The sequence below is a fragment of the Paeniglutamicibacter kerguelensis genome (assembly GCF_017876535.1).
Lineage (GTDB): Bacteria > Actinomycetota > Actinomycetes > Actinomycetales > Micrococcaceae > Paeniglutamicibacter > Paeniglutamicibacter kerguelensis.
The window spans coordinates 883,679-908,871 of record NZ_JAGIOF010000001.1 but is presented as its reverse complement, the minus strand read 5'-3'; the positions used below and the strand labels follow the sequence as shown (position 1 = coordinate 908,871).

At 64.5% G+C, this 25,193-nt stretch carries 22 protein-coding genes and 1 rRNA gene; 7 read left to right on the top strand and 16 right to left on the bottom strand.

Annotated features, from left to right (window positions below):
- Positions 1 to 143: 143 nt before the first annotated feature.
- On the bottom strand, positions 144 to 1,460 hold the full coding sequence (locus JOF47_RS04020) for a cation:dicarboxylate symporter family transporter (RefSeq protein WP_209996115.1): 1,317 nt from the start codon (positions 1,458 to 1,460) through the stop codon (positions 144 to 146).
- A 172-nt stretch (positions 1,461 to 1,632) separates the two neighbouring features.
- On the opposite strand from JOF47_RS04020, the gene JOF47_RS04015 reads away from it, so the two are divergent.
- Both JOF47_RS04015 and JOF47_RS04010 read left to right on the top strand, forming a co-directional pair.
- On the top strand, positions 1,633 to 3,330 hold the full coding sequence (locus JOF47_RS04015) for a sensor histidine kinase (RefSeq protein WP_209996114.1): 1,698 nt from the start codon (positions 1,633 to 1,635) through the stop codon (positions 3,328 to 3,330).
- A gap of 82 nt (positions 3,331 to 3,412) precedes the next feature.
- Positions 3,413 to 4,126, top strand: coding sequence for a response regulator (locus tag JOF47_RS04010; protein WP_209996112.1), 714 nt, complete (start codon positions 3,413 to 3,415; stop codon positions 4,124 to 4,126).
- Positions 4,127 to 4,230: 104 nt separating this feature from the next.
- Here JOF47_RS04010 and JOF47_RS04005 read toward each other — a convergent pair whose 3' ends face one another.
- Complete coding sequence (locus JOF47_RS04005) at positions 4,231 to 6,153, bottom strand: acetate--CoA ligase (protein ID WP_209996111.1); 1,923 nt, start codon at positions 6,151 to 6,153, stop codon at positions 4,231 to 4,233.
- 140 nt (positions 6,154 to 6,293) lie between these two features.
- Between JOF47_RS04005 and JOF47_RS04000 the strand changes: the two genes are divergently transcribed.
- Genes JOF47_RS04000 through JOF47_RS03985 form a run of 4 tightly spaced genes read left to right on the top strand, consistent with a single transcriptional unit; the run spans position 6,294 to position 10,541 of the window.
- Complete coding sequence (locus tag JOF47_RS04000; RefSeq protein WP_209996110.1) at positions 6,294 to 6,941, top strand: GntR family transcriptional regulator; 648 nt, start codon at positions 6,294 to 6,296, stop codon at positions 6,939 to 6,941.
- Entirely contained in the window at positions 6,938 to 8,455 is a 1,518-nt protein-coding gene (locus JOF47_RS03995) for an MmgE/PrpD family protein (protein WP_209996109.1), read from the top strand. Before JOF47_RS04000 ends, JOF47_RS03995 begins: the two co-directional genes overlap by 4 nt.
- A gap of 2 nt (positions 8,456 to 8,457) precedes the next feature.
- Positions 8,458 to 9,387, top strand: coding sequence for a methylisocitrate lyase (prpB, locus tag JOF47_RS03990; protein ID WP_209996108.1), 930 nt, complete (start codon positions 8,458 to 8,460; stop codon positions 9,385 to 9,387).
- Positions 9,388 to 9,404: 17 nt separating this feature from the next.
- Positions 9,405 to 10,541 carry a bifunctional 2-methylcitrate synthase/citrate synthase gene (locus JOF47_RS03985; RefSeq protein WP_210001386.1) on the top strand — a complete coding sequence of 379 codons (1,137 nt, stop codon included), beginning with the start codon at positions 9,405 to 9,407 and terminating at the stop codon, positions 10,539 to 10,541.
- A 94-nt stretch (positions 10,542 to 10,635) separates the two neighbouring features.
- On the opposite strand, the gene JOF47_RS03980 is transcribed toward JOF47_RS03985, so the two are convergent.
- The 13 genes from JOF47_RS03980 to JOF47_RS03920 form a co-directional block, all read right to left on the bottom strand.
- On the bottom strand, positions 10,636 to 11,043 hold the full coding sequence (locus JOF47_RS03980; RefSeq protein ID WP_209996107.1) for an SHOCT domain-containing protein: 408 nt from the start codon (positions 11,041 to 11,043) through the stop codon (positions 10,636 to 10,638).
- Between the two features lie 133 nt (positions 11,044 to 11,176).
- A complete protein-coding gene (locus JOF47_RS03975; protein WP_209996106.1) occupies positions 11,177 to 12,055 on the bottom strand; it encodes a hypothetical protein in 879 nt (292 codons plus the stop codon).
- A 175-nt stretch (positions 12,056 to 12,230) separates the two neighbouring features.
- Positions 12,231 to 12,551, bottom strand: coding sequence for a hypothetical protein (locus tag JOF47_RS03970; protein ID WP_209996105.1), 321 nt, complete (start codon positions 12,549 to 12,551; stop codon positions 12,231 to 12,233).
- On the bottom strand, positions 12,551 to 13,057 hold the full coding sequence (locus tag JOF47_RS03965; RefSeq protein WP_209996104.1) for an RNA polymerase sigma factor: 507 nt from the start codon (positions 13,055 to 13,057) through the stop codon (positions 12,551 to 12,553). The genes JOF47_RS03970 and JOF47_RS03965 overlap by 1 nt, the downstream gene beginning before the upstream one ends.
- 41 nt (positions 13,058 to 13,098) lie before the next feature.
- Complete coding sequence (locus tag JOF47_RS03960; RefSeq protein ID WP_209996102.1) at positions 13,099 to 13,659, bottom strand: 8-oxo-dGTP diphosphatase; 561 nt, start codon at positions 13,657 to 13,659, stop codon at positions 13,099 to 13,101.
- An 11-nt stretch (positions 13,660 to 13,670) separates the two neighbouring features.
- On the bottom strand, positions 13,671 to 14,774 hold the full coding sequence (xerD, locus tag JOF47_RS03955; RefSeq protein ID WP_209996100.1) for a site-specific tyrosine recombinase XerD: 1,104 nt from the start codon (positions 14,772 to 14,774) through the stop codon (positions 13,671 to 13,673).
- A 12-nt stretch (positions 14,775 to 14,786) separates the two neighbouring features.
- The gene (locus JOF47_RS03950) at positions 14,787 to 15,452 is read right to left on the bottom strand and encodes an NUDIX domain-containing protein (RefSeq protein ID WP_209996099.1); all 666 of its coding nucleotides are present in this window, start codon (positions 15,450 to 15,452) and stop codon (positions 14,787 to 14,789) included.
- A gap of 4 nt (positions 15,453 to 15,456) precedes the next feature.
- Complete coding sequence (locus tag JOF47_RS03945; protein ID WP_209996097.1) at positions 15,457 to 17,145, bottom strand: CTP synthase; 1,689 nt, start codon at positions 17,143 to 17,145, stop codon at positions 15,457 to 15,459.
- Positions 17,146 to 17,231: 86 nt separating this feature from the next.
- Positions 17,232 to 18,965, bottom strand: coding sequence for a DNA repair protein RecN (gene recN, locus JOF47_RS03940; RefSeq protein ID WP_209996096.1), 1,734 nt, complete (start codon positions 18,963 to 18,965; stop codon positions 17,232 to 17,234).
- Complete coding sequence (locus JOF47_RS03935; protein ID WP_209996094.1) at positions 18,962 to 19,996, bottom strand: NAD kinase; 1,035 nt, start codon at positions 19,994 to 19,996, stop codon at positions 18,962 to 18,964. Before JOF47_RS03935 ends, recN begins: the two co-directional genes overlap by 4 nt.
- A 57-nt stretch (positions 19,997 to 20,053) precedes the next feature.
- Positions 20,054 to 20,863 carry a TlyA family RNA methyltransferase gene (locus JOF47_RS03930; RefSeq protein ID WP_209996093.1) on the bottom strand — a complete coding sequence of 270 codons (810 nt, stop codon included), beginning with the start codon at positions 20,861 to 20,863 and terminating at the stop codon, positions 20,054 to 20,056.
- 226 nt (positions 20,864 to 21,089) lie between these two features.
- Positions 21,090 to 22,082 (bottom strand): HAD-IIA family hydrolase, encoded by a 993-nt coding sequence (locus JOF47_RS03925; protein WP_209996091.1) that lies wholly within the window; start codon positions 22,080 to 22,082, stop codon positions 21,090 to 21,092.
- 15 nt (positions 22,083 to 22,097) lie between these two features.
- On the bottom strand, positions 22,098 to 22,895 hold the full coding sequence (locus tag JOF47_RS03920; RefSeq protein ID WP_209996089.1) for a hypothetical protein: 798 nt from the start codon (positions 22,893 to 22,895) through the stop codon (positions 22,098 to 22,100).
- 6 nt (positions 22,896 to 22,901) lie between these two features.
- Here JOF47_RS03920 and JOF47_RS03915 point away from each other — a divergent pair, with 6 nt between their 5' ends.
- Positions 22,902 to 24,626 (top strand): ribonuclease E domain-containing protein, encoded by a 1,725-nt coding sequence (locus tag JOF47_RS03915; protein ID WP_209996087.1) that lies wholly within the window; start codon positions 22,902 to 22,904, stop codon positions 24,624 to 24,626.
- A 375-nt stretch (positions 24,627 to 25,001) separates the two neighbouring features.
- On the opposite strand, the gene rrf is transcribed toward JOF47_RS03915, so the two are convergent.
- Positions 25,002 to 25,118, bottom strand: a 5S ribosomal RNA gene (rrf, locus tag JOF47_RS03910).
- Positions 25,119 to 25,193 lie beyond the last annotated feature (75 nt).

The following is a 25,193-nucleotide window of genomic DNA, read 5'->3' as shown; positions in this document are numbered from 1 at the left end:
TACCTTAAAGCTGAAGTCCAAGGTTTAGGATGCCGGTCGGTTTCAAACCGGCTCCGGCGTTAAACCGTACAGTCATCGCGCCCACCGAGGTGAACGCGATGACTGACTATTGCGGCCCGGCGGTGTTCCGCCTTGAACGAGTCCTAGTGGCCGTTCTCGGTCAGCGAGAGCTCGTCGAAGGGACGGTCCCCCGCCAGCACGGCACGGGCCTGCTCCATGTCGATTTCCTTGGTCCATTTGCCGATCAGCAGGGTGGCCACGGCATTGCCGGTGAAGTTGGTCAGCGCGCGGGCCTCGGACATAAACTTGTCGATGCCCACGATCACGCCCATGCCGTCGAGCAGTTCCGGGCGGTGCGACTGCAGGCCCGCCGCCAGCGTTGCAAGGCCGGCGCCGGTGACGCCGGCGGCGCCCTTGGAGGCGACGATCATGAAGGCCAGCAGGGAGATCTGCTCGCCGAGGTTCATCGGCATGCCCATCGCGGTGGAGACGAACAGCGCACTCATGGTCAGGTAGATGGCGGTGCCGTCGAGGTTGAATGAGTAGCCGGTCGGCACGGTGATGCCGACAACCGGCTTGGAAACACCCGCGTGTTCCATCTTGGCGATCAGTCGCGGCAGCGCCGATTCGGACGACGACGTCGAGAAGATCAGCAGGTATTCGCGGCCCAGGTACTTCAGTAGCGAGAAGATGCTCAGGCCGGTGACGGCGCGCAGCAGCGAACCGAGGACCACCACGATGAACAGCGCGCAGGTGGCGTAGAAGGCGCCCATGAGGATCGCCATGGAGCCGATGGCGGCCCAGCCGGTGGCGCCGACCACGGCCGCGATGGCACCGAAGGCGCCGATCGGGGCTGACCACATAATCATCATCATGATGCGGAAGACGACGGCCTGGATGTGCCTGATGGCGCCCAGCACCGGCTCGCCGCTCTTGCCCATGGACTGCAGCGCAAAGCCCACAAAGAGGGCCAGCACGAGCGTCGGGAGAACCGGGATGTCGCCGGGGATCAGTTCCAGCAGGAACTTCACGGTGGAGTTTTCGGCGCCGCCGGCGGCACCCTCGTAGGGCTGGAGCTTCAGTCCGGAGCCCGGGTGGATCAGGTTGCCCACGAACAGGCCGATGGCCAGCGCGAAGGTGGACATGGTGACGAAGTACAGCAGAGCCAGGCCGCCGACCTTGCCCACCGTGGCGGCCTTGGCGATCGAGCCGATGCCCAAAACGATCGTGCAGAAAATAACAGGCGCAATGACCATTTTTATCAGCGCGACGAACCCGGTTCCCAGCGGTTTCAGGGCCTTGCCTACCTCCGGGGCAACCAGGCCGATCGTGGCGCCCGCAACCACGGCGACGATCACCATGATGTAGAGCCAGTGCGTGCGGTCCTTCTTGACCGGCGGCTGTTCCGGGGCGATTGGTTCCGGATCAAGAACGCCTGTCGATGCTGGCGACGTTGCCATGCGCTGACTCCTTTGGAAGTGTTTTGGGGCTGCGGGAATCCGGAGGGTCCCCGGACTACTTCCATGGTGCTGCCGCACGTGACGAGGATCTCGCTTGTGTTCATATTGTTCACGCTCGGGCAGCCGCCGATACCGCAGCCGTGCGTTAATGGAGCAGATCAAGGAGGTGGCCATGCCACGTGTTCAACGGGCGCCGCCGCACGCTGCCGGCAAGGCTCCCGGCTCGCTCTCCCTTGCCACCTGGATCCTCATGGCGCAAATCGGCCTGGTGACCCTCGTCGTGCTGTTGGTCAGCGCCGCCGGCTACCTCAACGCCCGCTCCCAGACCCACGACTTTTCCGCCAAACGCGTGCTCTCGGTGGCCGAGACCCTGGCCCACGACCCGTTTGTCGTCTCCGCGGTCCAACAGCCGGACCCCTCGGAACAGCTGCAGCCCTTCGCGGATTCGATCGTGGGCACGGCCGCCGTCGACTTCGTCACCGTCATGGGCACCGACCGGACGCGCTACACGCACCCGAATCCCGGCGAGCTGGGCAAGCCCTATGTGGGCAGCGTGGCCCAGGCATTGGCCGGGCAAAGCCACGTGGAGGACTACCGAGGCACCCTGGGTGAATCGGTGCGCGCCATCGTCCCGGTCCGCAATGAGGCAGGCGAGATCACGGCGTTGGTTGCCGTGGGCGTGACGCTGCAGAACCTCAGCATCACGCAGGCGGCGATGGTTCCGGCGATCATCGGTGCGGCCACCCTCGCGCTGGGGCTCGGGGCATTCTTTGCCTACATGCTCAGCCGCTACCTGCGCCGCGCCACGCTGGGCTACGGGCCCGAGGAGCTGCGCAGGCTGTACGCCTACTACTTCTCTGCCCTGCACTCGGTGCGAGAGGGACTGGTGCTTGTCGACGCCAGGGGCCGGCTGGTGCTGCACAACGACCAGGCGGCCAGGCTGTTGGGGCTGCCGCCGTCCGGCACGCTGCGCCCGGTGCCCGTCGAGAAGCTCGGGTTGCCGGAAACCGTTGCCGAGCTCTTTGCCTCGGGCCGCCGGGCCACGGACGAGATCCACCTGACCAACAACCGGGTGCTTGTCATCTCCCAGCAGCGGGCCAAACAGCCCGACGAGTCGGCCTCGGCCATGGGACGCTCGCCGTTGCGGCGCAAGGTCGTTGCGAGTTCGCTGGGAACCGTTGCCACGCTGCGGGACCGCACCGAGGTCCAGGCGCTGACCGGCGAGCTCGAGTCAATGACAACGCTCGCCGAGGCGCTGCGGGCCCAGACCCACGAGCACGCCAACCGCCTGCACACCATCGCCAGCCTCATCGAGCTGGGCAGGGAACGCGAGGCCCTGGATTTCGCAGTGGCGGACCGCCAGGAATCCCAGCGTTTGACCGACGAGTTTGTGCAGACCATCGACGAGCCCTATCTCACCTCGTTGTTGGTGGGAAAGGCGGCCCAGGCGCACGAACGCGGCATCACACTGACCCTGAGCGCCTCGGGGTCCCTCCCGTCCGGTGCGCTTGACGCCAGGGACCTGGTGACAATCACCGGCAACTTGCTCGACAATGCCTTCGACGCGGCGGCCGGCTCCGAGCTTCGGCGGGTGTGGGCGGATTTCGCGGCTGACGAGGAATCGGTGGTGATTTCGATTGCGGATTCCGGGCCCGGCCTGGACCCCGACCTGATCGAGGAATTCTTCCGGATGGGGGTTTCCTCCAAGGCGGTGACCTCGGGAAACGGTCCGCGCGGGCTCGGCCTGGCGCTGGTCCGCCAGGCCGTGGCGAGGCTCGGCGGCACCCTGGACGTGGACAATGACGCCGGCGCCATCTTCACCGTCACCATCCCCCTGTCGGTCCCGGGCGGCCATGGAAATCGGCACTAGAATGGTGCGCTGGGCGCCAACGCCCTTCGGCCCGGCAACCGGCCCCCCGAGCCAACTGGACGGAAAGGACCCGCACGCGGCAATGGATACCCCGAACAGACCGCTCCGCGTCCTGGTGGTGGACGACGAGCGCACCACCGCCTCGGCGCATGCCAGCTTTGTGTCCCGCGTTCCGGGCTTCGTCGTGCACGCGATCGCGCACACGGGCGCGGAGGCCTTCGCGGAGTTGAGCCGGGCCACCGCCGAGGGAACGCCCATCGACCTGGTGCTGCTGGACATGAACCTGCCGGACCTGCACGGGCTGGATGTCGCGCGGCGCGTGCGCGGCAAGGGGGACACCGTCGACATCATTGCCATCACCGCGATCCGCGACCTGAACGTCGTGCGCACGGCCATCGCCACCGGGGTGACACAGTACCTGATCAAGCCGTTCAGCTTTGCCGCCTTCCGCGAGAAGCTCACCAACTACCGCGAGTTCCGGCTGAACCTGGGCACCGGCGGAACCTCCGCGTCCCAGGCCTCCATCGACAACGCGTTTGCCGCGCTGCGTTCCGTGGGCCCCGCTCCGCTGCCCAAGGGCCTGATCGCCGAAACCCTGGCCTCCATCGAGGAAACGCTTCGGTCCGTGGGCACGGCACTGTCCGCCACGGAGGTCTCCGAGGCGCTGGATCTTTCCCGGGTCACGGCACGGCGCTACCTCGAGCACCTGGCCGAGGCCAACAAGGCAAGCAAGGCGCCGCGCCACGGAACCCGCGGGCGCCCGGAGTACGAGTACAAATGGCGGAGGGGTTCCTGAGCGCCGCGCCCGGCGAGCGCCGAACCTGAAGGAAGGACGACGGATCCCGGCCACGGCATGCGGGTTCGAATCCCGCTAGCCCCGCCCTTGCATTGGTGCCCCTGCTACGCTGTCGGGCGCAGCAGGGGGATCAGCGCGTCGATGACGCTCGGGTCCTCGATGGTCGACGGAACCGAGTATGCCTTGCCGTCGGCGATCTGCCGCATGGTCTTGCGCAGGATTTTCCCGGAGCGGGTCTTGGGCAGGGCCTCGACGATGCGCACCTCCCGGAAATCCGCCACGGGGCCGATGTGCTCGCGGACCATTGACGCCAGCTCGCGGCACAGGGCCTCCTCGGTGATCTCGGCACCGCTTTTGAGCACCACGTAGCCGCACGGTCGCTGGCCCTTGAGTTCGTCCGCCACGCCGATGACCGCGCATTCGGCCACGGCCTGGTGCGCGCCAAGCACCTGCTCCATGGCGCCGGTAGACAACCGGTGGCCGGCGACGTTGATGACGTCGTCGGTGCGTCCCATGACAAAGAGGTAGCCGTCGGCATCCAGATAGCCGGAGTCGCCGGTGGTGTAGTACCCGGGGAATTGGGACAGGTAGGTGTCGATGAAGCGTTCGTCGTTGCCCCACAGCGTCGCCAACGTGCCCGGCGGCAGCGGCAGCTTGATCACGATGTTGCCCTCCTCCCCCGCCGGAACGCCGGAACCGAAGCCGTCGACGATTTCCACCCGGTAGCCGGGGACCGGAACCGTCGGCGAACCGGCCTTGCGTTCCAGGAGCTCCAGGCCCACCGGGTTGGAGGCGATGGGCCACCCGGTCTCGGTTTGCCACCAGTTGTCCACCACCGGCACGCCGAGCTTCTCGCACGCCCACCCGTAGGTGTCGGGGTCCAGTCGCTCCCCGGCGACAAAGAGGGCCTTGAGGCTGCCGGTGTCATGGCCTCCCAGCAGCTTGGCGTCGGGGTCTGCCTTGCGGATGGCGCGCAGCGCCGTGGGGGCCGTGAAGAAGACGTCGACCTTGTGGTCATCGATGAGCCGCCAGAAAGCCCCGGCGTCGGGCGTGCCGACGGGCTTGCCCTCATAGAGCACCGTGGCGGCGCCGGCGATCAGCGGCCCGTACACGATGTAGGAATGGCCGACGACCCAGCCGACGTCCGACGCGGTGAGCATGGTGTCCCCCTGCCTGACGCCGTAGATGTTGCGCATCGACCAGTCCATGGCCACCGCGTAGCCGCCGCTGTCGCGGACCACGCCCTTGGGCGAGCCGGTGGTGCCAGATGTATAGAGGATGTACAGCGGGTGCGTCGAGGCGACGGGCACCGCGTCGACGGGTTGGGCCGCGGAGGCCAGTTCGTCCCAGTCGTGCCAGTCGGTGTCGCCGCCGGCATACTGGGAGCGCTCGTGGGCAAAGCCGTCGCGGTGGGCCACGATCACGGTGGGCACGTGGTGGGCGGACTGTTCCATGGCATCGGCGATGGCGGGCAGGTATTCCACGCGCCGGGTCGGCTCGATGCCTCCCGTCGCTGTCACGATCACCTTGGGGGTGGCGTCGTCGATACGCGCGGCCAGTTCCTTGGGGGCAAACCCGCCGAAGACCACCGAGTGCACGGCGCCGATGCGGGCACAGGCCAGCATCGCGATATGCGCCTGAGGGATCATCGGCAGGTAGATGAGCACGCGGTCCCCCTGCCCCACCCCCTGCGAACGCAAGACGCCGGCAAACGTTGCCACCCGATCGAGAAGTTCCGAGTAGCTGAAGCGGCGCTGGATGCCCAGGACCGCGGAATCGTAGACCAAGGCGGTGGTCTCCCCACGCCCGGCGAGCACGTGGCGGTCCAGCGCGTTGAAGGAAACGTTGAGCATGCCGTCGGGATACCACGCGTAAATCGGCGCCCGGGAGTCGTCGATGGCGCGCGTGGGCTCCTTGTCCCAAGCCAGGGATGCGGCCGCGTCGAGCCAAAAACGCTCCGGATCGAGACTGGATGCGGCATAGGTTTCGGCGTACGTCGATGACATGGGAACCCCTTCGTTCTTCATACGTGCGGTGGAGCCTTGCTGCGTTGAGCATATGACCCGTACCACGGGATTTCAACAGATATGTATACATTTCACATGAACGCTGGCAGCAAATTCCCAAAACAACGTGACAAAGATGCTTTTCTGTATACAATCAATCCATGAGGGCAAGCGATATGGCCTACGAGGCACTGCGAACGGACATCGTCGAATGGCGGTTGCGTCCGGGAGCCGTTCTCGGTGAGGTCGAACAGGCCGAACGGCTGGGAGTCTCCCGCACTCCGCTGCGTGAGGCCCTGGCGCGGCTGACCGCAGACGGGCTGGCCGTGCAACAACGCGGCCGCGGCGTGGTGGTCTCCGACGTCTCGGTCGAACACGTCGATGACCTGTTCGCGCTGCGCCGGGCCCTGGAGGTCGAATCCGCTCGCATTGCCGCGCGCAGGGCGGACCCCCAGGCCTTCCGGTCCCTGCGTGAGCGGTTCATCGAGGCCGGACGCTCAAAAGATTCAGGCTCCCGCGAGGCCTACTACCAGCTGGCCGGCGAGTTGGATCAAAGCATCGACGAAGCCGTCAACAACCCCTACATTGAGCAATCATTGCGCTCACTGCGCGTGCATCTTGCCCGAGTCCGCCGGCTTGCCCAGGACGACCCCGAACGCCTGGCGATGTCAGCCTTGGAACACGCGGCCATCGCCGAGGCCATCGCTGCCAGGAACCCGGACATAGCCGCGGCCGCAACCCAGCTGCACCTGCACCACAGTCTTGAACACATCAAATCCCATGCCGGACCCCGAGAGGACACCCCATGATCAACCACCCCGTACGCGTGTACCGCAGTGATGAAAACCTCGCCCGCGAGGACCAGCTCGCCCACAAGATCGCGACAGTCGCCGCCGACCCGGTGGAGGTCACCGCAGAGGTCACCGAGATGATCATCAACCGCATCATCGACAACGCATCGGTTGCCGTTGCCTCGCTGAACCGCGGCCCGATCGTCGCGGCCCGCGCGCAGGCGCTGACCCACGCGCCGTCCACCGGCGGCGCGGGCGCCTCGGTCTTCGGCATCACCGACAAGGTCTCCCCCGAGTGGGCGGCCTGGGCCAACGGGGTAGCCGTGCGCGAACTCGACTACCACGACACCTTCCTGTCCGCCGAGTACTCCCACCCGGCAGACAACATCCCGCCGATCCTGGCGGTTGCACAGCACACCGGCGCCAGCGGCAAGGACCTGATACGCGGCATCGCCACCGGCTACGAGATCCAGGTCGACCTGGTCAAGTCCATCTGCCTGCACGAGCACAAGATCGACCACGTGGCACACTTGGGCCCCTCGGCCGCGGCCGGCATCGGCACCCTGCTGGGCCTCGACGTCGAAACCATCTTCCAGGCCGTCGGCCAGGGCCTGCACACCACCACCGCCACCCGCCAGTCCCGCAAGGGCGAGATCTCCACTTGGAAGGCCCACGCACCGGCCTTCGCCGGCAAGATGGCCGTCGAGGCCGCCGACCGCGCCATGCGCGGCCAGACCTCACCGGTGCCGATCTACGAGGGCGAAGACGGCGTCATCGCCTGGATGCTCGACGGCAAGGACGCCGCATACACCGTGCCGCTCCCGGAGGCCGGCGAGGCCAAGCGCGCCATCCTGGACACCTACACCAAGGAGCACTCTGCCGAGTACCAGGCGCAGGCCTGGATCGACCTGGCCCGCAAGCTCAACCGCGAACACCCCGAAGCCACGGACCCCAAGAACGTCTCCTCCGTGCTGATCAAGACCAGCCACCACACCCACTACGTGATCGGCTCCGGCGCCAACGACCCGCAGAAGTACGATCCGACCGCCTCGCGCGAGACCCTGGACCACTCGATCCCGTACATCTTCACCGTGGCGCTGCAGGACGGCTCCTGGCACCACGTGGACTCCTACTCCCCCGAGCGCGCCGGCCGCCCCGACACCGTGGAGCTGTGGAACAAGGTCACCACCGAGGAAGACGCCGAGTGGACCCGCCGCTACCACTCGCTGGACATCAGCGAGAAGGCCTTCGGCGGCACCGTGGTCATCACCCTGAACGACGGCACCGTGATCACCGACGAGATCGCCGTGGCCGACGCACACCCGCTGGGCGCCCGGCCGTTCGCCCGCGAGCAGTACGTCAACAAGTTCCGCACCCTGGCCGCCGGCTTGGTCGAGGAGGATGAAATCGACCGCTTCATCGCCGCCGCGGAAAACCTGGAAAAGCTGGGCGCGGGCGAGCTGGATGCGCTGAACATCGTGGCGGCCCCGGGCGTCATCGACCTTGCGGCAGCCCCGAAGGGACTGTTCTAACCATGTTGTACTCGACCGTCACCCCCGAGCAGAAGCGCGTTGCCCTGCGCGAAATGCTCACACCGGGTGCCGCCCGCCAGTTCCCTGGGGCCTTCAACCCGCTCTCGGCGCGACTGATCGGCGAAAAGGGCTTCGACGGTGTCTACATTTCCGGCGCAGTGCTGGCCAACGACCTGGGCCTGCCGGACATCGGGCTGACCACTCTCACCGAGGTGGCAACCCGCGCCGGGCAGATCGCCCGGATGACCGACCTGCCGTCCCTCGTCGACGCGGACACCGGATTCGGCGAGCCGATGAACGTGGCGCGCACCATCCAGGAACTCGAGCACGCGGGCCTGGCAGGCTGCCACATCGAGGACCAGTTCAACCCGAAACGCTGCGGCCACCTGGACGGCAAGAACGTCGTGGACCTGGACACCATGGTCAAGCGCATCGCCGCGGCCGCCGATGCGCGCCGCGACCCGAACTTCCTGATCATGGCCCGCACCGACGTGCGCGCCGTGGAGGGACTGGATGCGGCGATCAACCGGGCCAAGGCACTTGTCGACGCCGGTGCGGATGCGATCTTCCCGGAGGCCATGAAGGACATCGGCGAGTTCGAGGCCGTCTGCAAGGCGGTCGACGTCCCGATTCTGGCCAACATGACCGAATTCGGAAAGTCGGAACTCTTCACCCGCCGGCAGTTGGCGGACGCGGGTGTTGCCATGGTGATTTACCCGGTGACACTATTACGTAGTGCCATGGGTGAAGCCGAGCGCACCCTCGACGCCATCGCGGCCGACGGCACACAGGAGTCCCGGGTCGATTCGATGCTGACCCGCGCACGACTGTACGAGCTGGTCGACTACGAGGCATACAACCGCTTCGACAACGGTATCTTCAACTTCCAGGTCCCTGACTTGGACATTGATTCAAACAACGCGAATCTGTAGGAATCAGGAGCGAAGTGATTACTGAAACTGAGATCAAAAAGGGCCTGGCCGGAGTCGTAGTCGACTACACGGCGGTGTCCAAGGTCAACCCCGACACCAACTCGTTGCTCTACCGCGGATACCCGGTCCAGGACCTGGCCGCCGGCAAGAGCTTCGAAGAGGTGGCGCTGCTTTTGTGGAACGGCGAACTGCCAAGCCAGATCGAGCTCACCGAATTCATCGCCACCGAGCGCGCAGGTCGCGCCCTGGACGCCGGCGTCAAGGCAGCCATCGACTTGCTGCCGCTGGATTGCCACCCGATGGACGTGGGACGCACCGCCGTCTCGGTCATCGGGGCAAGGCACGCACTGGCCAACGACTCCTCCCGGGAGGCGGAGTTGATCAAGGCCAAGGAACTGTTTGCGGCATTCCCTGCGGTGGTCGCCTACGACCAGCGCCGCCGCCGCGGCCTTGACATCGTTGAACCGCGCGAGGACCTGGACTATTCGCAGAACTTCCTGTGGATGACCTTCGGCGAGGAAGCGGTACCCGACGTCGTCGACGCGTTCCGCGTTTCGATGGTCTTGTACGCCGAGCACTCCTTCAACGCATCGACCTTCACCGCACGGGTGATCACCTCGACGCTCTCGGACCTGCATTCGGCAGTCACGGGTGCCATCGGCGCCCTCAAGGGCCCGCTGCACGGAGGCGCCAACGAGGCCGTCATGCACACCTTCCACGAGATCGGGATCGACAAGGACGAATCCCGCGAGGATGCCGCAGCCCGCGCCAAGGCATGGATGGAAGACGCGCTCGCGGCCAAGAAGAAGGTCATGGGCTTCGGGCACCGCGTCTACAAGCATGGTGATTCCCGCGTGCCGACCATGAAGGCCGCACTCGACCGGATGATCGAGCACTACGGCCGCCACGAAATGCTCGGCCTGTACGACGGCCTTGAGGCCGCCATGGACGAGGCCAAGGGCATCAAGCCGAACCTCGACTACCCGGCGGGTCCGACATACCACCTGATGGGCTTCGACACCGAGATGTTCACCCCGCTCTTCATTGCCTCGCGCATTGTTGGTTGGACGGCGCACATCATGGAACAGCGCGCCAGCAACGCGCTGATCCGCCCACTCTCGGCCTACAACGGCCCGGAGCAACGCTCCTTCTAGCCCGGGGCGAAACAACGACAGGAGGTGTGCCGCCAGTTGGAGGCACACCTCCTGTCCGTTTTCAAGGCGTCCGGCATTCGACTGGCCCTTGGCTTCAGCCTTCCAACAGCTTGGCCTTGATGGAGGCGAACTCCTCATCGGTGAGTTGCCCGCGCGAATGAAGAGCCGCCAGCAGGGCCAGGTCTTGGACCAATGAGCGTGAACCGGTGTTCCCCGCCACCGCCACAGCTTGCCCACGGTGTTTCCTGTCCGGGCGTTCTTGACGTTGCCGCGGCTTGCCCTTGCGCATGATCGCACGGGTTGCCCAGAGCATCAGGGCCAGAAGCGCCGTGACCAAACCGGCCGCATTCAAAAGCGGGGCATCGGCGACGCCCATCAGTGACAACGCGCCAAGTACCACCGCTGGAGGCACCACGGCTCGTGTCACCCGCAGCGCGCTCCTGCCAAGGTTTACCGGCAAGCGGAATGCCACCTCGCCGTCCGAAAGCACATGTTGGTTCATACCCCCGAGGATACGAGCCCGGCATGCCGAAGGCCAGTGTGGATTCACTGGGCCCGGAGCGGCGTGCCGACCGGCCTGTCCCGTTTCGGGTCGGCCGATCGGTCGGGCGATCGGGTGTTTCCGCCGAACCGTGCTATCCGACGTGGTCGAAAGTCAAGAGTGAGGCAACCTTCTTTGCGTCGGTGTACTCGGGCGATTTCAGGTAGGCGTCGCGTTCGGCCTGGTTCTTGAAGCCCATGGGGCCGATCCATTCGGTGGCGATCAGGGTGCGATCCTTCCGGTCAACGCCAAGTCGCACGTCGCAGGCCCTGCCGGTGGCGGGCATGTCGCCCGGGAACAATCCCACCCATGAATGTTCGTCGCCGTCGACTGTCTTCTTGGTAATCAGCGCCAATTTGAGTGCCTCCGAATCGGCCACGGCCCCACTCGGCGATTCACCGTCAAGCCTGTAGGTCGTTTCGGGATCGGAACAATCCGTTGGCTCGAAAAGCGAACCCTTCTTCACGCTCACGAGTTTGAGGACCTGCTTCCCGCGGATATCAAAGGCCAGCAGGTCGTACCTTTCCGCATCGGTCAGGTCGATCTTCATGTCGTCGGTAACGGGGTTTCCAACCTCATCGAACGTCGATTCCTTCAGCTCCCAGTACGGGTAGGTGATCGAAAGCAATGTGTTTGCGTATTCGTGGAATTCGCTGGAGGTAGTTTCGCCCATCCATGACGCGGTATCGGGACCCAGCAGTCGTTCGATGCCCTTGTCATCGAGACCCATTTTCCGGAGCTTTTCCAGCTGCTCGGGTTTGCTGGCCGAATCACGAGGATTTCCCATCGCCCGCATGGCCGGCCATCCCATGACAGGGAATCCAATTGAGTTGTTGATTCCGCGAATCTGTTGTTCGTAGATAGTCCACGCGCCGTCAACCCAGCGCGCAATGTAGATTCCCGAGCCGCCGTCCGCGTTGTAGCCGCTCTCAAAAGCCAGGTCCGTGCTTTGGAGTGCAGCATAGTCATCCACGCAGCCAACGACGGGGTAGGCATTTACGTTGTAGGGAAGCCCTGTATGGCTGCCATCCAACTTCGAGTTTGATGGTTTGCAAATCCAGGGCATTGCAGGCTTCGTTGTCCTGGAAATAGACGTCTTGGTGTGCCGGGACCAGGAAGTTGGGAAGCCCGTAGTCGATTTTCGACGCCTAGTAATCGTCGGTGGAAGCGCTTTGCGACGGATCTTCCGTCGGATCTTCCGTCGGATCTTCCGGAACCAAGGTCGTGTGTCCGGCAGGGTCCGTTGCGTTCGGCGCCTCCCACGGCGCCCATACAACAATTCCGGCCGTAGCGGCGACGACCGTCGTTGCGGCTGCGAAGATCCGCCATCCCCGTGAACGTTTGTTGGTGCCGATGGACCGCGACGTCTGGCTAAAAACCGGCCCCGGCTCCTGAAGCGGTCCAGCGCTGCCGATGTTGTGCCGCTTGGCTGGATCGGCGTCGGAGATAAGGTACTCGATGTTGTCCATTACTTGTTGCCGTCCTTCAACATGCTCGTTTGTGCCTTGAGTTCGAATGCCTTGCGGGCCCGGAAGAGCCTGGACTTGGCGGATTCGACTGAGCATTCCAGCACCGCCGCAATATCGCTGGTCGAGAGCCCGTCCCAGTAGGCGAGCATGAGGACTTCGCGGTCCTTCGCGCGAAGCGTTTCCAGCACTGTCTGGACCTGCTCGCCCAGCTGGGACTCGTTGCTTCTCAGCCCCGTGACATGCTGGGCCGCAACCTTCAGAGCCAGCTTTTGTTCCCTGCCCATGGATCGGATTTCGTTGCTGACGAGGTTCCTGGCCGTGACCAGAAGCCACGGCAGCGCATCGGGTCCCACGGGAATTGCGCGTTGCCAGGCAAGACGGAAGGTGTCATTGGTGATTTGTCGGGCCGACTCGATATCCAGGATCCGGCGATACGCATACCTGTAGACGTTTTGCGCATGCAGTCTGTGCAGTTCCTCCACATCCAAAGCGGTTTGCGCTTCCACTGACCCTCCCCCCGGGTCAAGGCCCGCGGTTTACCGGCCTTCTACTGTGTAATGTCCGGAAAGTCCGCATTGGTTGCAGGCTGACTTGGCATTTTACTATCGGGCCAATCTACCTTGGAAAAGCGGGCGACCGATTCATTGTCTTCTGCCAAGACGACTACCGCGTCGAAGCGTTCCCCGGAAAGCAACAGACCCAGCCAGAGTGCCGAATCGTCCCACATTCTTTCCAGCGGCAGATGCCCCAGCGGATACCAGGCAGGCTCGAGCTCGTCTGTTGCCTTGGCCGGACCAGTGAAGTCCCGCGCCAGGAAGACTGTGCAATCCATGTCGGTGGCGGGAGCATAGGGGAAACGGAAGTAGACCCGGGCGGCGGGTTCCAACGAATCCGAGTCGGTCATCACGGCGGTTTCTTCGCGGAGTTCGCGGGCGGCTGCCTCGGCAGGGGCCTCCCCCGGTTCGATCTTCCCGCCGGGTGCCACAACCCGCCCGGCACCAAATCCATGTCTCTTCAAGCCCAAAAGGACTTGTGCACCGTTGAGCCCTCGCAAGACGGGAAGGCAGAGCACGACCTGGGTCGGCATCGAAGGATCAGCGGCGGCCATGAGGAGGGGTCCTAGCTATGCGCTCGCGGGTGTGCCGCGGCGTAGACTTCACGCAGCGTGTCCGCTGTGACCAAGGTGTAGACCTGCGTGGTTGTCACCGAGGCGTGGCCGAGGAGTTCCTGCACAACGCGGACGTCCGCACCGCCCTCAAGCAGGTGGGTAGCGAAGGAATGCCGCATAGTGTGCGGGGAAACGTCTTGTTCGATACCTGCCCGTTCGGCTGCCTTGGTCAGCACCGTCCAGGCCGACTGGCGTGAAAGCCTGCCGCCGCGCTGGTTGAGGAACAACGCCGCCGTTCCTTTGCCCTTGCCGACCAACTCGGGGCGACCGCGCACCAGGTAGGCGTTGAGTGCATCAAGGGCGTAGGAGCCCAACGGAACGATCCGTTCCTTGGAACCCTTGCCGAAGAGCCGCACCACGGCGGGACCGTGGGCCGGACGCTCCAGATGCAGGTCATCCACGTCGAGCCCGACTGCCTCGGAAATACGTGCACCAGTGGAATAGAGGAATTCGAGGATCGCGCGGTCGCGAAGGCCCGCGGATGTATCAATCGAAACTGATTCGATGATTGCCGCGACCTGATCGACGCTGATGGCCTTGGGTAGCCGGCGCCCGGTCGTCGGCGGGTGCAGGTCCACCGCCGGGTTGGTGAGGGTCAGTCCCTCGAGTTCCCAGAATTTGTGGACGCCACGCACGGCAACGATGGTGCGTGCGGCGGAACGCGCGCTCAAGGGCGCGGCGCCGTCGGCGCCGTCACGCACGGCCTGTGCGAAGGATGTCAGGTGTTGCAACGTCACCTGGCCAGGGCCGGACACGCCCTGTGCATGTAAATAGAGCGCATATCGGAACAGGTCCCTGCGGTAGGCACTCACGGTGTTCTTGGCCATGCCGCGCTCGATGGCCAGATGCTGGAGGTAGGTCGCGAGGTGTTTGCCGATGGGCAGCGAGGCAGGGTCCGGGCCCGGTGTCGGAACCGGGTCGCGGACCACTTCCAGGCGTTGGGTGGCCTCGACGGCTTTTAGCCTGAGCGTTTCGTCCGGGGACGCACCGGGGACCCGAACCGGCTTGGAGATCGGTTCCAATCGCACGGTCGCGTCTTCGGTTCCAGTGGTCATTGGATTACGGCCTCAGAGCTTGGGATCGGCGGAACGCAGGCGCGGGTGGGCTTCAAACGGGGTGTCCACCGGACGCAACGAGGCAAAGCCGTCATTGCGGGCAGCCGCGGCCGCAAGAAGTCCGGCCACGGCCGAGGGATTGTGGATCTTGCCGGCGAGTACAGCAGCAATCGCCTCGTCCAGCGGAACCCAACGGATCTCCATGTCCGATTCCTCATCGGTACGTTCGTGGCGTTCGTCTTCCGGAACGGGAACCGGATGGCGCGCCAAGAAGATCCGGATGGCCTCGGAGGAGGAACCCGGGGAAAGGAAAAGATCAACCAGGACCGACCAGTCGGTGGCCACGAGGTCCGCTTCTTCGGCCAGTTCACGGGCCGCTGCAAGGTGCGGCGCCTCGCCCTCGATGTCCATAAGTCCCGCGGGGATTTCCCAGAGCTTCATGCGCACGGGGTGCCGGTACTGATTGATCATCAGCACCTCGTTGGCCTCGTTGAGAACCAGCACGGCCACGGCACCCGGGTGGTCGATGAAGTCACGGACCAGCGGAGTCATGTCGGGGGAATACTCGAATGTTTCCTGCACAACATCCCAGATTCGTCCGTCATAGACCATCTCGGAGTTAAGCAGGCGGCGAGGGCTGAACGAATCGCTCAGCACCTCGCCGTCTGTTGTTGCCATGGTGTTACTTGCCAGCGTTCTGGTGATCCAGAGCAGCCTTTACCAGCCCGGCGAAGAGCGGGTGCGGGCGGGTCGGGCGGCTGGAGAGTTCCGGGTGCGCCTGGGTGGAAACGTAGTACGGGTGTACTTCGCGTGGGAGTTCCACGAATTCCACGAGCTTGCCGTCCGGGGACGTACCGGAGAAGACCAAGCCGGCTTCGGCGATCTGCTCGCGGTAGGCGTTGTTGACCTCGTAGCGGTGGCGGTGACGCTCGGCCACTGCGGTTGCTCCGTAGGTTTCCGCCACAACGGAGCCCTCGGTGAGCTTGGCGTCGTAGAGGCCCAAGCGCATGGTGCCGCCGAGGTCGCCCTTGCCGTCAACGATGGCCAGCTGCTCTTCCATGGTCGCAATGACCGGGTGCTTGGTGTCCGGTTCGAATTCGGTCGATGACGCGTCAACCAGGCCGACAACGTTGCGGGCGTATTCGATGACCATCGACTGCAGGCCCAGGCACAGGCCCAGGGTAGGCATGCCGTGTTCGCGGGCGAACTTCAGTGCACCGAGCTTGCCTTCGAGACCGCGGATGCCGAAGCCACCGGGAACGCAGATGGCGTCAACGCCGGCAAGTGCCTTCTTGGCGCCCGCTTCGGTTGAGCAATCGTCGGAAGGTACCCAACGGATCTGGACCTTGGTCTTGTTGGCGAAGCCGCCTGCACGCAGGGCTTCGGTCACCGAGAGGTATGCGTCCGGCAGGTCGATGTACTTGCCGACCAGCGCAATTTCCACGTGGTGCTTCGGGTTGTGAACGGCGTCGAGAAGCTTGTTCCACTTCGACCAGTTCACATCCTTGAACTTCATGCCCAGGTGCTGAACGATGTACGCGTCCAGACCCTGCGAGTGGATGACAACCGGGATGTCGTAGATGCTCGGGGCATCGGCGCAGTTGATGACCGCTTCGGGATCAACGTCGCAGGTCTTGCCGAGCTTGACGCGCATTTCGGCCGGAATCTCGCGGTCCGAACGGATCACGAGGGCATCTGGCTGAATGCCGATGGAGCGCAACGCGGCAACGGAGTGCTGGGTTGGCTTGGTCTTCAGTTCCTGGCTTGGGCCGATGTACGGAACCAGCGAGACGTGCACGAAGAAGACGTTTCCGCGGCCGATGTCCTGACGGATCTGGCGTGCGGATTCGAGGAATGGCTGGGATTCGATATCGCCGACGGTTCCACCGATTTCGGTGATGATCACGTCGGGGGCCTTCTTGCCCTTGCCCGGCTCGATGGCGGGCAGGCGCATACGGCGCTTGATCTCATCGGTGATATGCGGGATGACCTGCACGGTATCGCCAAGGTAGTCGCCGCGGCGTTCCTTTTCGATGACCTCGGAGTAGACCTGACCGGTGGTCACGTTGGCCATTCCGGTGAGGTTTTCATCCAGGAAGCGCTCGTAGTGACCGATGTCGAGGTCGGTTTCGGCGCCATCATCGGTGACAAAGACTTCACCGTGCTGGAAGGGGTTCATTGTGCCCGGATCAACATTGAGATACGGGTCTAGTTTCTGCATCGTGACAGAAAGGCCACGTGCCCGAAGAAGGTGACCGAGGCTGGAAGCCGTCAGTCCCTTACCAAGGGACGAGGCCACACCGCCGGTGACGAAGATATGCTTTGTCGTTTCAGACGACCGGGAATCAGGGGAAAGATTACGCTGCACCACGGGGTTCTACCCTATCACCTTTTCGTTGTTGGCCTATTGGGAATGACTCTACATGCTCGCCGGTTGAGGCGGGCGGAAAATCGAATTTAGGAGAGCGAGCTAACCAATTCCTGCGCGTCGCTCAGCAACTCCTCGGCATGGGCTTGGGCGGTGCTGGAATCTTCCTGCCCCGCCAACATCCGCGCCAACTCGCGTACCCGCTCATTGTCACCGAGCAGAACGACATCGCTGGCGGTGAATCCCGCACCGTCGGCGGCGGCCGCGTTCGAGGACTTGATGACCCTGATATGCCGATCCGCGTACGCCGCAACCTGCGGCAGGTGGGTGACAACTATCACCTGCACATGCTTGGCAAGCATGGCAAGCCGCTTGCCAATCTCAACCGCGGCCTTTCCGCCGACGCCGGCGTCGACTTCATCGAAGACGAAGGTCGGCACGGGGTCGACCGCGGCCAGTACGACCTCGATGGCCAGCATGACGCGGGAGAGCTCGCCGCCCGAAGCGCCCTTGCCCAGCGGGCGGGGCGTGGAGCCCGCGTGGGGCTGCAACAGCATGGAAATGGCGTCCCGGCCAAAGCGGTTCGGCTCGTCGAGGGTTTCCATCTCCACGACGAACTTGGCGTCAGGCATGGCGAGGGCGGCAAGTTCGGCCGTCACGCGAGCGGACAGGTCCTTGGCGGCCTTGGCGCGCAGTTTGCTGAGCTTGGCAGCCAGCTGCCCGACCTCTGCCTTGAGCGCTTCGGTCTCCGCCTGCAGGGCCTCGATGCGGCCGTCGTCGCCCTGGATCTCGGCCAGTCGGATGCGTGCCGCGTCGGCCCAGGCAATGACCTCGTCAACGCTGGGGGCGTACTTCCGAATGAGCCTGTTGAGGTCCGCGCGGCGTTCCTCCAGGGCGGCCAAGCGCTCCGGTCCCTCGGAATCCAGGTCCGAAAGGTATGCTGCAAGATCGGTCGACGCCTCAGCGGCAAGGATGCCGATTTCGTTGAGGCGCTCGGCCAGCGACTTCATCTCCGGGTCGTCGGCCGCCACTTGGTCAAGCGCGTGTTTGGCCGCTTCCACGAGTGTAATGACGCTGACGGCGTCGTAGGCTTCGCTGTTCAGCGACTCGTGCGCCAGGTTTGCGGAGGTGCGCAGCGCCTCGACGTTGGAGAGCTTGAGCGATTCGTTCTTCAGGTTGGAGTCCTCGGCCGGCTGCGGATCAACAGCATCGATTTCCTCGAGGGCCACCTGCAGGGACTCTGCTTCCCGGATGCGTTCACGCGAGGCCGCGGTGAGCGTCTCCAGCTCGCTGTTGGCCTGGCCCCAGCGGTCAAAGACGTCTTGGTAGGAGGCAAGGAGCTTGCCCAGGGGCGCGCCGGCAAACTTGTCCAGCGAGGCCCGCTGGGTGGCGGCACCCTTGAGCCGCATCTGGTCGGTTTGCCCGTGGATCGCGATGAGGTCTTCGCCGAGTTCCACCAAGACACCCACCGGTGCGGCACGCCCGCCGATCGAGGCGCGGCTGCGCCCCTCCGCCGACAACGTCCGGGTGATGATGAGTTCGGCTTCGTTGTCGAAGCGTTCAACAATGGCGCCGGCCTCTTCGGCCCGGTCCAGCACCTTGCTCGTTGCGGGAAGCACCAACGTGGCATCCGCAACGGCCTGCTTGGACCCGTGGCGGACGGCGCCGGCGTCGGCACGGCGGCCCAGCAGCAGTCCCAGGGCCGTGATGACCATGGTCTTGCCCGCGCCGGTTTCACCCGTGACGACGCTGAAGCCGGGCCCCAGGGGCAATGTTGCCTGGGAAATTACGCCCAGATCGCTAATTCGGATTTCCTGGATCACAGCTGCCTCCGATGTTCCTTGCCTGTGAGTGGGTCCGGTTCCGGTTTCGGTTCATGATGGCGTGGTTCCACCACCAAGAGCGGCGGGGTGAGGATCGGCAGGGCCGTGGTTGCGGTTTCCCGGTCCTTCGGCTCCACCGGTCCGCGCCAGCCCTGGATGGGTAGCTCGAACTTGTTCACCAGCCGTTCCGAGAACGGCGTCTGGTTCAACCGTGCCAGCTTGACCGGCATCCCGGACCTGGTGACCTCCACGCGTGCCCCCGGCGGGAGCTCGATGGTGCGCCGCCCGTCGCACCAGAGTACCGCCTGGGCGTCGGTGCGGGTCAGTATCTCAATAGCCAGGCGAGAGGTGGGGGCGACAACCAGGGGCTTGGCGAAGAGTGCGTGCGCGCTGATCGGGACCATCACCAAGGCTTCGACCTCCGGCCACACGACGGGGCCGCCGGCCGAGAAGGCGTATGCGGTGGAGCCCGTGGGTGTGGCCATGACGACTCCGTCGCAGCCAAAGGTGCTCAGCGGGCGTCCGTCGACCTCCATGACCACCTCGATCATGCGTTCGCGGTTGGCCTTTTCGATGGCTGCCTCGTTCAGGGCCCAGGTATGGGCGATGCGGCGGTTGTCCAGCCACACCTGGACGTCGATAGCCATGCGTTCCTCGACGGTGTAGCTGCGGTCGGCAACGGCCTGCACGGTCTCCTGCAGGGCGGTGCGTTCGCTTTCGGCAAGGAACCCGACGTGGCCGAGGTTGACGCCCAGCAAGGGGACGCCAGCGTTGCGGACCAGTTCGGCCGCACGCAGCACGCTGCCGTCGCCGCCAAGGACCACTCCGAGGTCGATCGAGTCAAGGCTTGTGTCTTCGTCGAGGACCTCCACCTCGAGAAGCTCCCCCTCGACGGTGTTGCGTACTGCCTGCATTTCGAGTCGACGCATCACCGGAATCAAGCCGGATTCGCGCAGCCGTGAACAGGTATCCACGGCTGCCAAAAGTGCATCATTTCGGCCGGTATGTGTCAGGACTAAGATCCTACGCATGCGTTCCTTTCCTCGGATGACCGAAGGCCAGGGACATCAGGTCAGATGCCAACAGGTCTAAGAATAGTCAACGTCCGGCCAGGCGCCGGTGTCGACGCGGGATAGTGCGGAAGCTGTTACGTTGGGCTCGGCGTCCTTTTGCAGCCACAGGAAGAACTCGACATTCCCGTCTTGGCCGGGCAGTGGGCTTCTAGCGAGACCGTGGACCGTAAGTCCGGCCTCGTATCCGGAGGCCAGCACCGAGTCAACGGCCTTGCGCCGCTGGAGCGGGCTGTTCACCACGCCCGTGCGGGAAAGTTGTTCGCGGCCGATCTCGAATTGCGGCTTGACCATGAGCACCAGGTCGCCGCCGGGAACCGTGGCGCCGGCAAGCGCCTTCATGACCAGGGTGAGTGAAATGAACGAGAGGTCGGCGACGACCAGCTGCACAGTTCCCCCGATGTCTTCGGGATCGAGGTAGCGGACGTTCATGCCTTCATGGACGTGGACGCTGGGGTTTGCACGCAATTCGAGTACGAGTTGGTCGTGTCCGACATCCACGGCCTCGACGTGGTCGGCGCCTCGGCGCAGGAGCACGTCCGTGAATCCGCCGGTCGATGCACCGGCGTCAAGGCAGCGTTTTCCGGCGACGGATACCCGATCGAACACGGCAAGTGCGCCGGCGAGCTTGTGGCCGGCGCGGCTGACGAATTCCTCGCCCTCGGTTGCCTTGACCTTGATCGGCGTTGTCGCATCAACGGTCTTGGCGGCCTTCGACTCTGCCACTCCCCCGATCAATACACGTCCGTCGGCAATCAGGCGCGCGCCTTCGGTCCGGGACCTGGCTAGACCGCGGATGACTAGTTCTTGGTCGAGCCTGCTCACCATTGCTCCTGTGAGGTTGATCCGAGGTCGGCTGAAAGCTGGCCGTGGAGGTCTTCGTAGATGGCCAGGTGCTGCGCAACCGGCAGCCCCGCAAGGGATTCCAAGACGTCAAGACTGGTCGTAGTGCCAGCGTCGTCGCCCTTATACGACCCTTGTGGCGGGGCCGGGACCGGGCGCGCGAAATCGCCTGGGTTTGGAGAGTTGTTGGTGCTCATCATCGGTTTCGAGCTTACGCCCTGTTGCCGACGGTTTGCGTAAAGACGGTCAACGGGGAGGTCGCTTCGTCGACATGGGGATGGGCCAGCCACCAGGCGGCGCAGGCGGCACGCCAGGCGTTGAGATCGTTCTCGTCCCCGTCGATGGTGATGGTTTCGGCGTCGACGGATGCGAAGGCCTCGCCGCAGCGGATGCCGAATCCGGTGGCCCGGACGGTCGGATAGGGAACATAAAGTTCGCCCAGGTCCCGGATCAGGAAGTCCGGGCGTTCGGCCGTTCGCGCAGCCAACGCCGTGGCCGCGGTGTCAACGCCCGTAAGGACAAGAACTGTGCTGTAGCCGGCGTTGTTTCCGCCCAGGATGTCGGTGTCGAGCCTGTCGCCCACCACCAGGGGGCGTGTCGCCTCAAAGTTTTCCGCCGCGCGCTGGAAGAGCAGCGGTTCGGGCTTGCCTGCCACGAATGGCTTGACAGTGGTTGCGGCCTGCACGGCGGCAACGAGCATTCCGTTCCCGGGGGCGATGCCCTCGGCCCGTGGAATGGTTTGATCGGTGTTCGTGGCCACCCAGACGGCTCCGCGGTTGATCGCGAAGGCGGCCTCGGCCAGGTCCTTCCAACCGATCGAAGGGTCGAATCCTTGGATGACGCCATGCGGGCCGTCAAGGTGGCTGGTGACCAGTTCCATGCCGAACGCGGTGACGCAGTCACGGAGGTAGGAACTGCCGACCACGAGGATCTTGGATCCCCGCGGGAGCTTTTGTGCGAGGAGTTCGGCTCCCGCATCCGCCGAACCAAATACTTGTCCGGCGGATGCGGGGGCGCCCAGTTCACTCAGGTGCGCGGCAACGGCCTTTGGAGAGCGCGAGGCATTGTTGGTGACGTAAGCCAACGCAATCGAATGCTCGCTCAATCTGTTCAGGGCCTCGATGGCATTGGGTATTGCACCGTTGCCGGCATAGACGACGCCGTCAAGATCGGAGAGCAGCGCGTCAAAACCTGAGATCAACATGGGTGGATCGAATTCCTACTTTTCGTCGTTTTCGTCCTGGTCGATGACCGGGTCCGCGCCGTTGACGTTGATGATGGTTTCGTCTTCGTCATCGAGCTCCGGGTTGGACTCGTCGGTCGACGACTCCAGCGACTCGGCGTCGATTTCGGTGACTGCATCTTCGTCGGAAAGGGCCGTGGCCTCTTCCGATTCGTCGTCCTCGCGGGCTTCGGAGCCAACGATGTCGCGGGCACGCGGGCGGCGTACATCGGTTTCGTCGTCTTCACCGAAGTCGATGATTTCCGGCTCTTCGAACTGTCCGGTGCCCAGGGCTTCCTCGGCAACGGCAATCTGGTTTCGCCAGGTTGCCGCTTCCTCGGTGCGGCCCACGTTTTCCAGTGCGTCGGCGTATGCCGAGAACAGGCGCGGGCTGTAGCTGAAGGCGCGGTTGAGTTCCAGCTGCGGGATCTCAAGCTCTGTGACTGCTGCTTCGAGGTTGCCGAGATCGTTCTGGGCGCCCGAGGCAACCATGGCCATCTCGACCTTGCCGTTGGCGTCAAGGGTCTCGATGACGTCGCTGTGGGCGATTTCAAGGGCCTTCTCCGGACGGCCGATGCCGCGCTCCGAATCGGCGATCAACGGAAGGTGCAGGTTGTTGCCGCTGATGCGGCGGTGCGTGCGGAATTCACGCAGCGCCTCTGCGAATTCGCCGGCTGCGTACGCGGCCAAGCCAACTGCTTCACGAACGACTGCCACGCGGCCGCCACGACGGCTGGCTGCAATGGTGTGCTCGTAGGCAAGCTGCGGGTTGATGTCAATCAAGCGGCCGGCCATGACCAGGTGCTTGGAGACCCACTCGTTGTTGGTGTCGTCAAGGTAGCGCAGTTCCGCACGGGTGATGCGGTCAAGTTCCTTGCCCGTTACATCGGCGTCGATTTCCGGCGAACGGCCACGGTCCGGGTTGTTGGAGCTGCGCAGGTCGGCCGGATTGTGGTTACGGCGTGCGGCCTCTTCGTCGCGCAGCGATTCGAGATCAGCTGTGCTGGCATCGGTGCGCGGTTTGAAGCCACCGCGGTCTTCGCGGGGCTTGAAGCCACCTTCGCGGCGGTCGTTGCCGCCACGGAAGCCACCGCGGTCTTCGCGGGGCTTGAAGCCACCGCGGTCTTCGCGGGGCTTGAAGCCACCTTCGCGGCGGTCGCCACCCTGGTATCCACCACGGTCTTCGCGCGGCTTGAAGCCACCTTCACGGCGGTCGCCACCCTGGTATCCACCACGGTCTTCGCGCGGCTTGAAGCCACCTTCACGGCGGTCATCGCCGCCACGGAATCCACCACGGTCTTCACGGGGCTTGAAGCCGCCACGGTCTTCACGGGGCTTGAAGCCGCCACGGTCTTCACGGGGCTTGAAGCCGCCACGGTCTTCGCGCGGCTTGAAGCCACCCTCGCGGCGGTCGCCACCCTGGTATCCACCACGGTCGTTGCCGCCACGGAAGCCACCGCGGTCTTCGCGGGGCTTGAAGCCACCTTCACGGCGGTCGTTGCCGCCACGGAAGCCACCGCGGTCTTCGCGGGGCTTGAAGCCACTTTCACGGCGGTCATCGCCGCCACGGAATCCGCCACGGTCTTCGCGGGGCTTGAAGCCACCTTCACGGCGGTCATCGCCGCCACGGAATCCGCCACGGTCTTCGCGGGGCTTGAAGCCACCTTCACGGCGGTCATCGCCGCCACGGAATCCGCCACGGTCTTCGCGGGGCTTGAAGCCACCTTCACGGCGGTCGCCACCCTGGTATCCACCACGGTCGTTGCCGCCACGGAAGCCACCGCGGTCTTCGCGGGGCTTGAAGCCACCTTCGCGGCGGTCGCCACCCTGGTATCCACCGCGGTCTTCGCGGGGCTTGAAGCCACCTTCGCGGCGGTCATCGCCGCCACGGAAGCCACCGCGGTCTTCGCGGGGCTTGAAGCCACCTTCGCGGCGGTCGCCACCGGAGAATCCACCGCGGTCTTCGCGGGGCTTGAAGCCACCTTCGCGGCGGTCATCGCCGCCACGGAATCCGCCACGGTCTTCACGGGGCTTGAAGCCACCTTCGCGGCGGTCGCCACCGGAGAATCCACCGCGGTCTTCGCGGGGCTTGAAGCCACCTTCGCGGCGGTCATCGCCGCCACGGAATCCGCCACGGTCTTCACGGGGCTTGAAGCCACCTTCGCGGCGGTCGCCACCGGAGAATCCACCGCGGTCTTCGCGGGGCTTGAAGCCACCTTCGCGGCGGTCATCGCCGCCACGGAATCCGCCACGGTCTTCACGGGGCTTGAAGCCACCTTCGCGGCGGTCGCCACCGGAGAATCCACCGCGGTCTTCGCGGGGCTTGAAGCCACCTTCGCGGCGGTCATCGCCGCCACGGAATCCGCCACGGTCTTCGCGGGGCTTGAAGCCACCTTCGCGGCGGTCGCCACCCTGGTATCCACCACGGTCGTTGCCGCCACGGAAGCCACCGCGATCGTTGTTGTTGCGATTAAAACCGCCGCGGTCGCGGTTGTCCGAAGACCCGAAGCCCTTGTTATCGTTTGACACTAGATGTGTTCCTCTCAAAAGGGTCTTCAGTTTTGGACCCCACGCATGAATTAGTGGACCACCGCTTTCGATACGGAAGCCCACCTATAAAAACTTATTGCCCTCTGCAGGGCATTTAACGCCTTCATCTATCTTAGACGAGGCTACCGAATCGCTTCGGTGAATTGTGATAATAGTGCGCAACGCAACGACGCCGCTTCTGGAACTGCATGAGATTCAACACATCAAATCCCTGCATATGTTGTCCACCTGCTCATGCCGGCGCCTTATTTGCGATAGACCGAACCTACGCTTGCTGCGGCCTGGTGTGCCGGTTTAGTGGTTAAACATCGGAACCCCCCAGCCACAGGCTGGGGGGTTCCGGGACGAATGGTCCGGCGGTGTCCTACTCTCCCACACCCTCCCGAGTGCAGTACCATCGGCGCTGTGGGTCTTAGCTTCCGGGTTCGGTATGGGACCGGGCGTTTCCCCCACGCTATGACCGCCGTAACTCCTGTACCGCCGCCGCGGAGCATGCTCCGGCGGCGTGGTGAACCTGGGGTTACAGTGGTATCACTAGTGGTG

Coding starts and splice junctions, on each gene's coding strand:
- JOF47_RS03935 (WP_209996094.1), bottom strand. CDS start 19,996: ATGCGTAGGATCTTAGTCCTGACACATACCGGCCGAAATGATGCACTT.
- JOF47_RS03980 (WP_209996107.1), bottom strand. CDS start 11,043: ATGAACCAACATGTGCTTTCGGACGGCGAGGTGGCATTCCGCTTGCCG.
- JOF47_RS03970 (WP_209996105.1), bottom strand. CDS start 12,551: ATGGACAACATCGAGTACCTTATCTCCGACGCCGATCCAGCCAAGCGG.
- JOF47_RS04015 (WP_209996114.1), top strand. CDS start 1,633: ATGCCACGTGTTCAACGGGCGCCGCCGCACGCTGCCGGCAAGGCTCCC.
- JOF47_RS03925 (WP_209996091.1), bottom strand. CDS start 22,082: ATGTTGATCTCAGGTTTTGACGCGCTGCTCTCCGATCTTGACGGCGTC.
- JOF47_RS03950 (WP_209996099.1), bottom strand. CDS start 15,452: ATGGCAACAACAGACGGCGAGGTGCTGAGCGATTCGTTCAGCCCTCGC.
- JOF47_RS03995 (WP_209996109.1), top strand. CDS start 6,938: ATGATCAACCACCCCGTACGCGTGTACCGCAGTGATGAAAACCTCGCC.
- JOF47_RS04000 (WP_209996110.1), top strand. CDS start 6,294: ATGAGGGCAAGCGATATGGCCTACGAGGCACTGCGAACGGACATCGTC.
- JOF47_RS03960 (WP_209996102.1), bottom strand. CDS start 13,659: ATGGCCGCCGCTGATCCTTCGATGCCGACCCAGGTCGTGCTCTGCCTT.
- JOF47_RS03920 (WP_209996089.1), bottom strand. CDS start 22,895: ATGGCCGGCCGCTTGATTGACATCAACCCGCAGCTTGCCTACGAGCAC.
- JOF47_RS03930 (WP_209996093.1), bottom strand. CDS start 20,863: ATGGTGAGCAGGCTCGACCAAGAACTAGTCATCCGCGGTCTAGCCAGG.
- xerD (WP_209996100.1), bottom strand. CDS start 14,774: ATGACCACTGGAACCGAAGACGCGACCGTGCGATTGGAACCGATCTCC.
- JOF47_RS04020 (WP_209996115.1), bottom strand. CDS start 1,460: ATGGCAACGTCGCCAGCATCGACAGGCGTTCTTGATCCGGAACCAATC.
- prpB (WP_209996108.1), top strand. CDS start 8,458: ATGTTGTACTCGACCGTCACCCCCGAGCAGAAGCGCGTTGCCCTGCGC.
- JOF47_RS04005 (WP_209996111.1), bottom strand. CDS start 6,153: ATGAAGAACGAAGGGGTTCCCATGTCATCGACGTACGCCGAAACCTAT.
- JOF47_RS04010 (WP_209996112.1), top strand. CDS start 3,413: ATGGATACCCCGAACAGACCGCTCCGCGTCCTGGTGGTGGACGACGAG.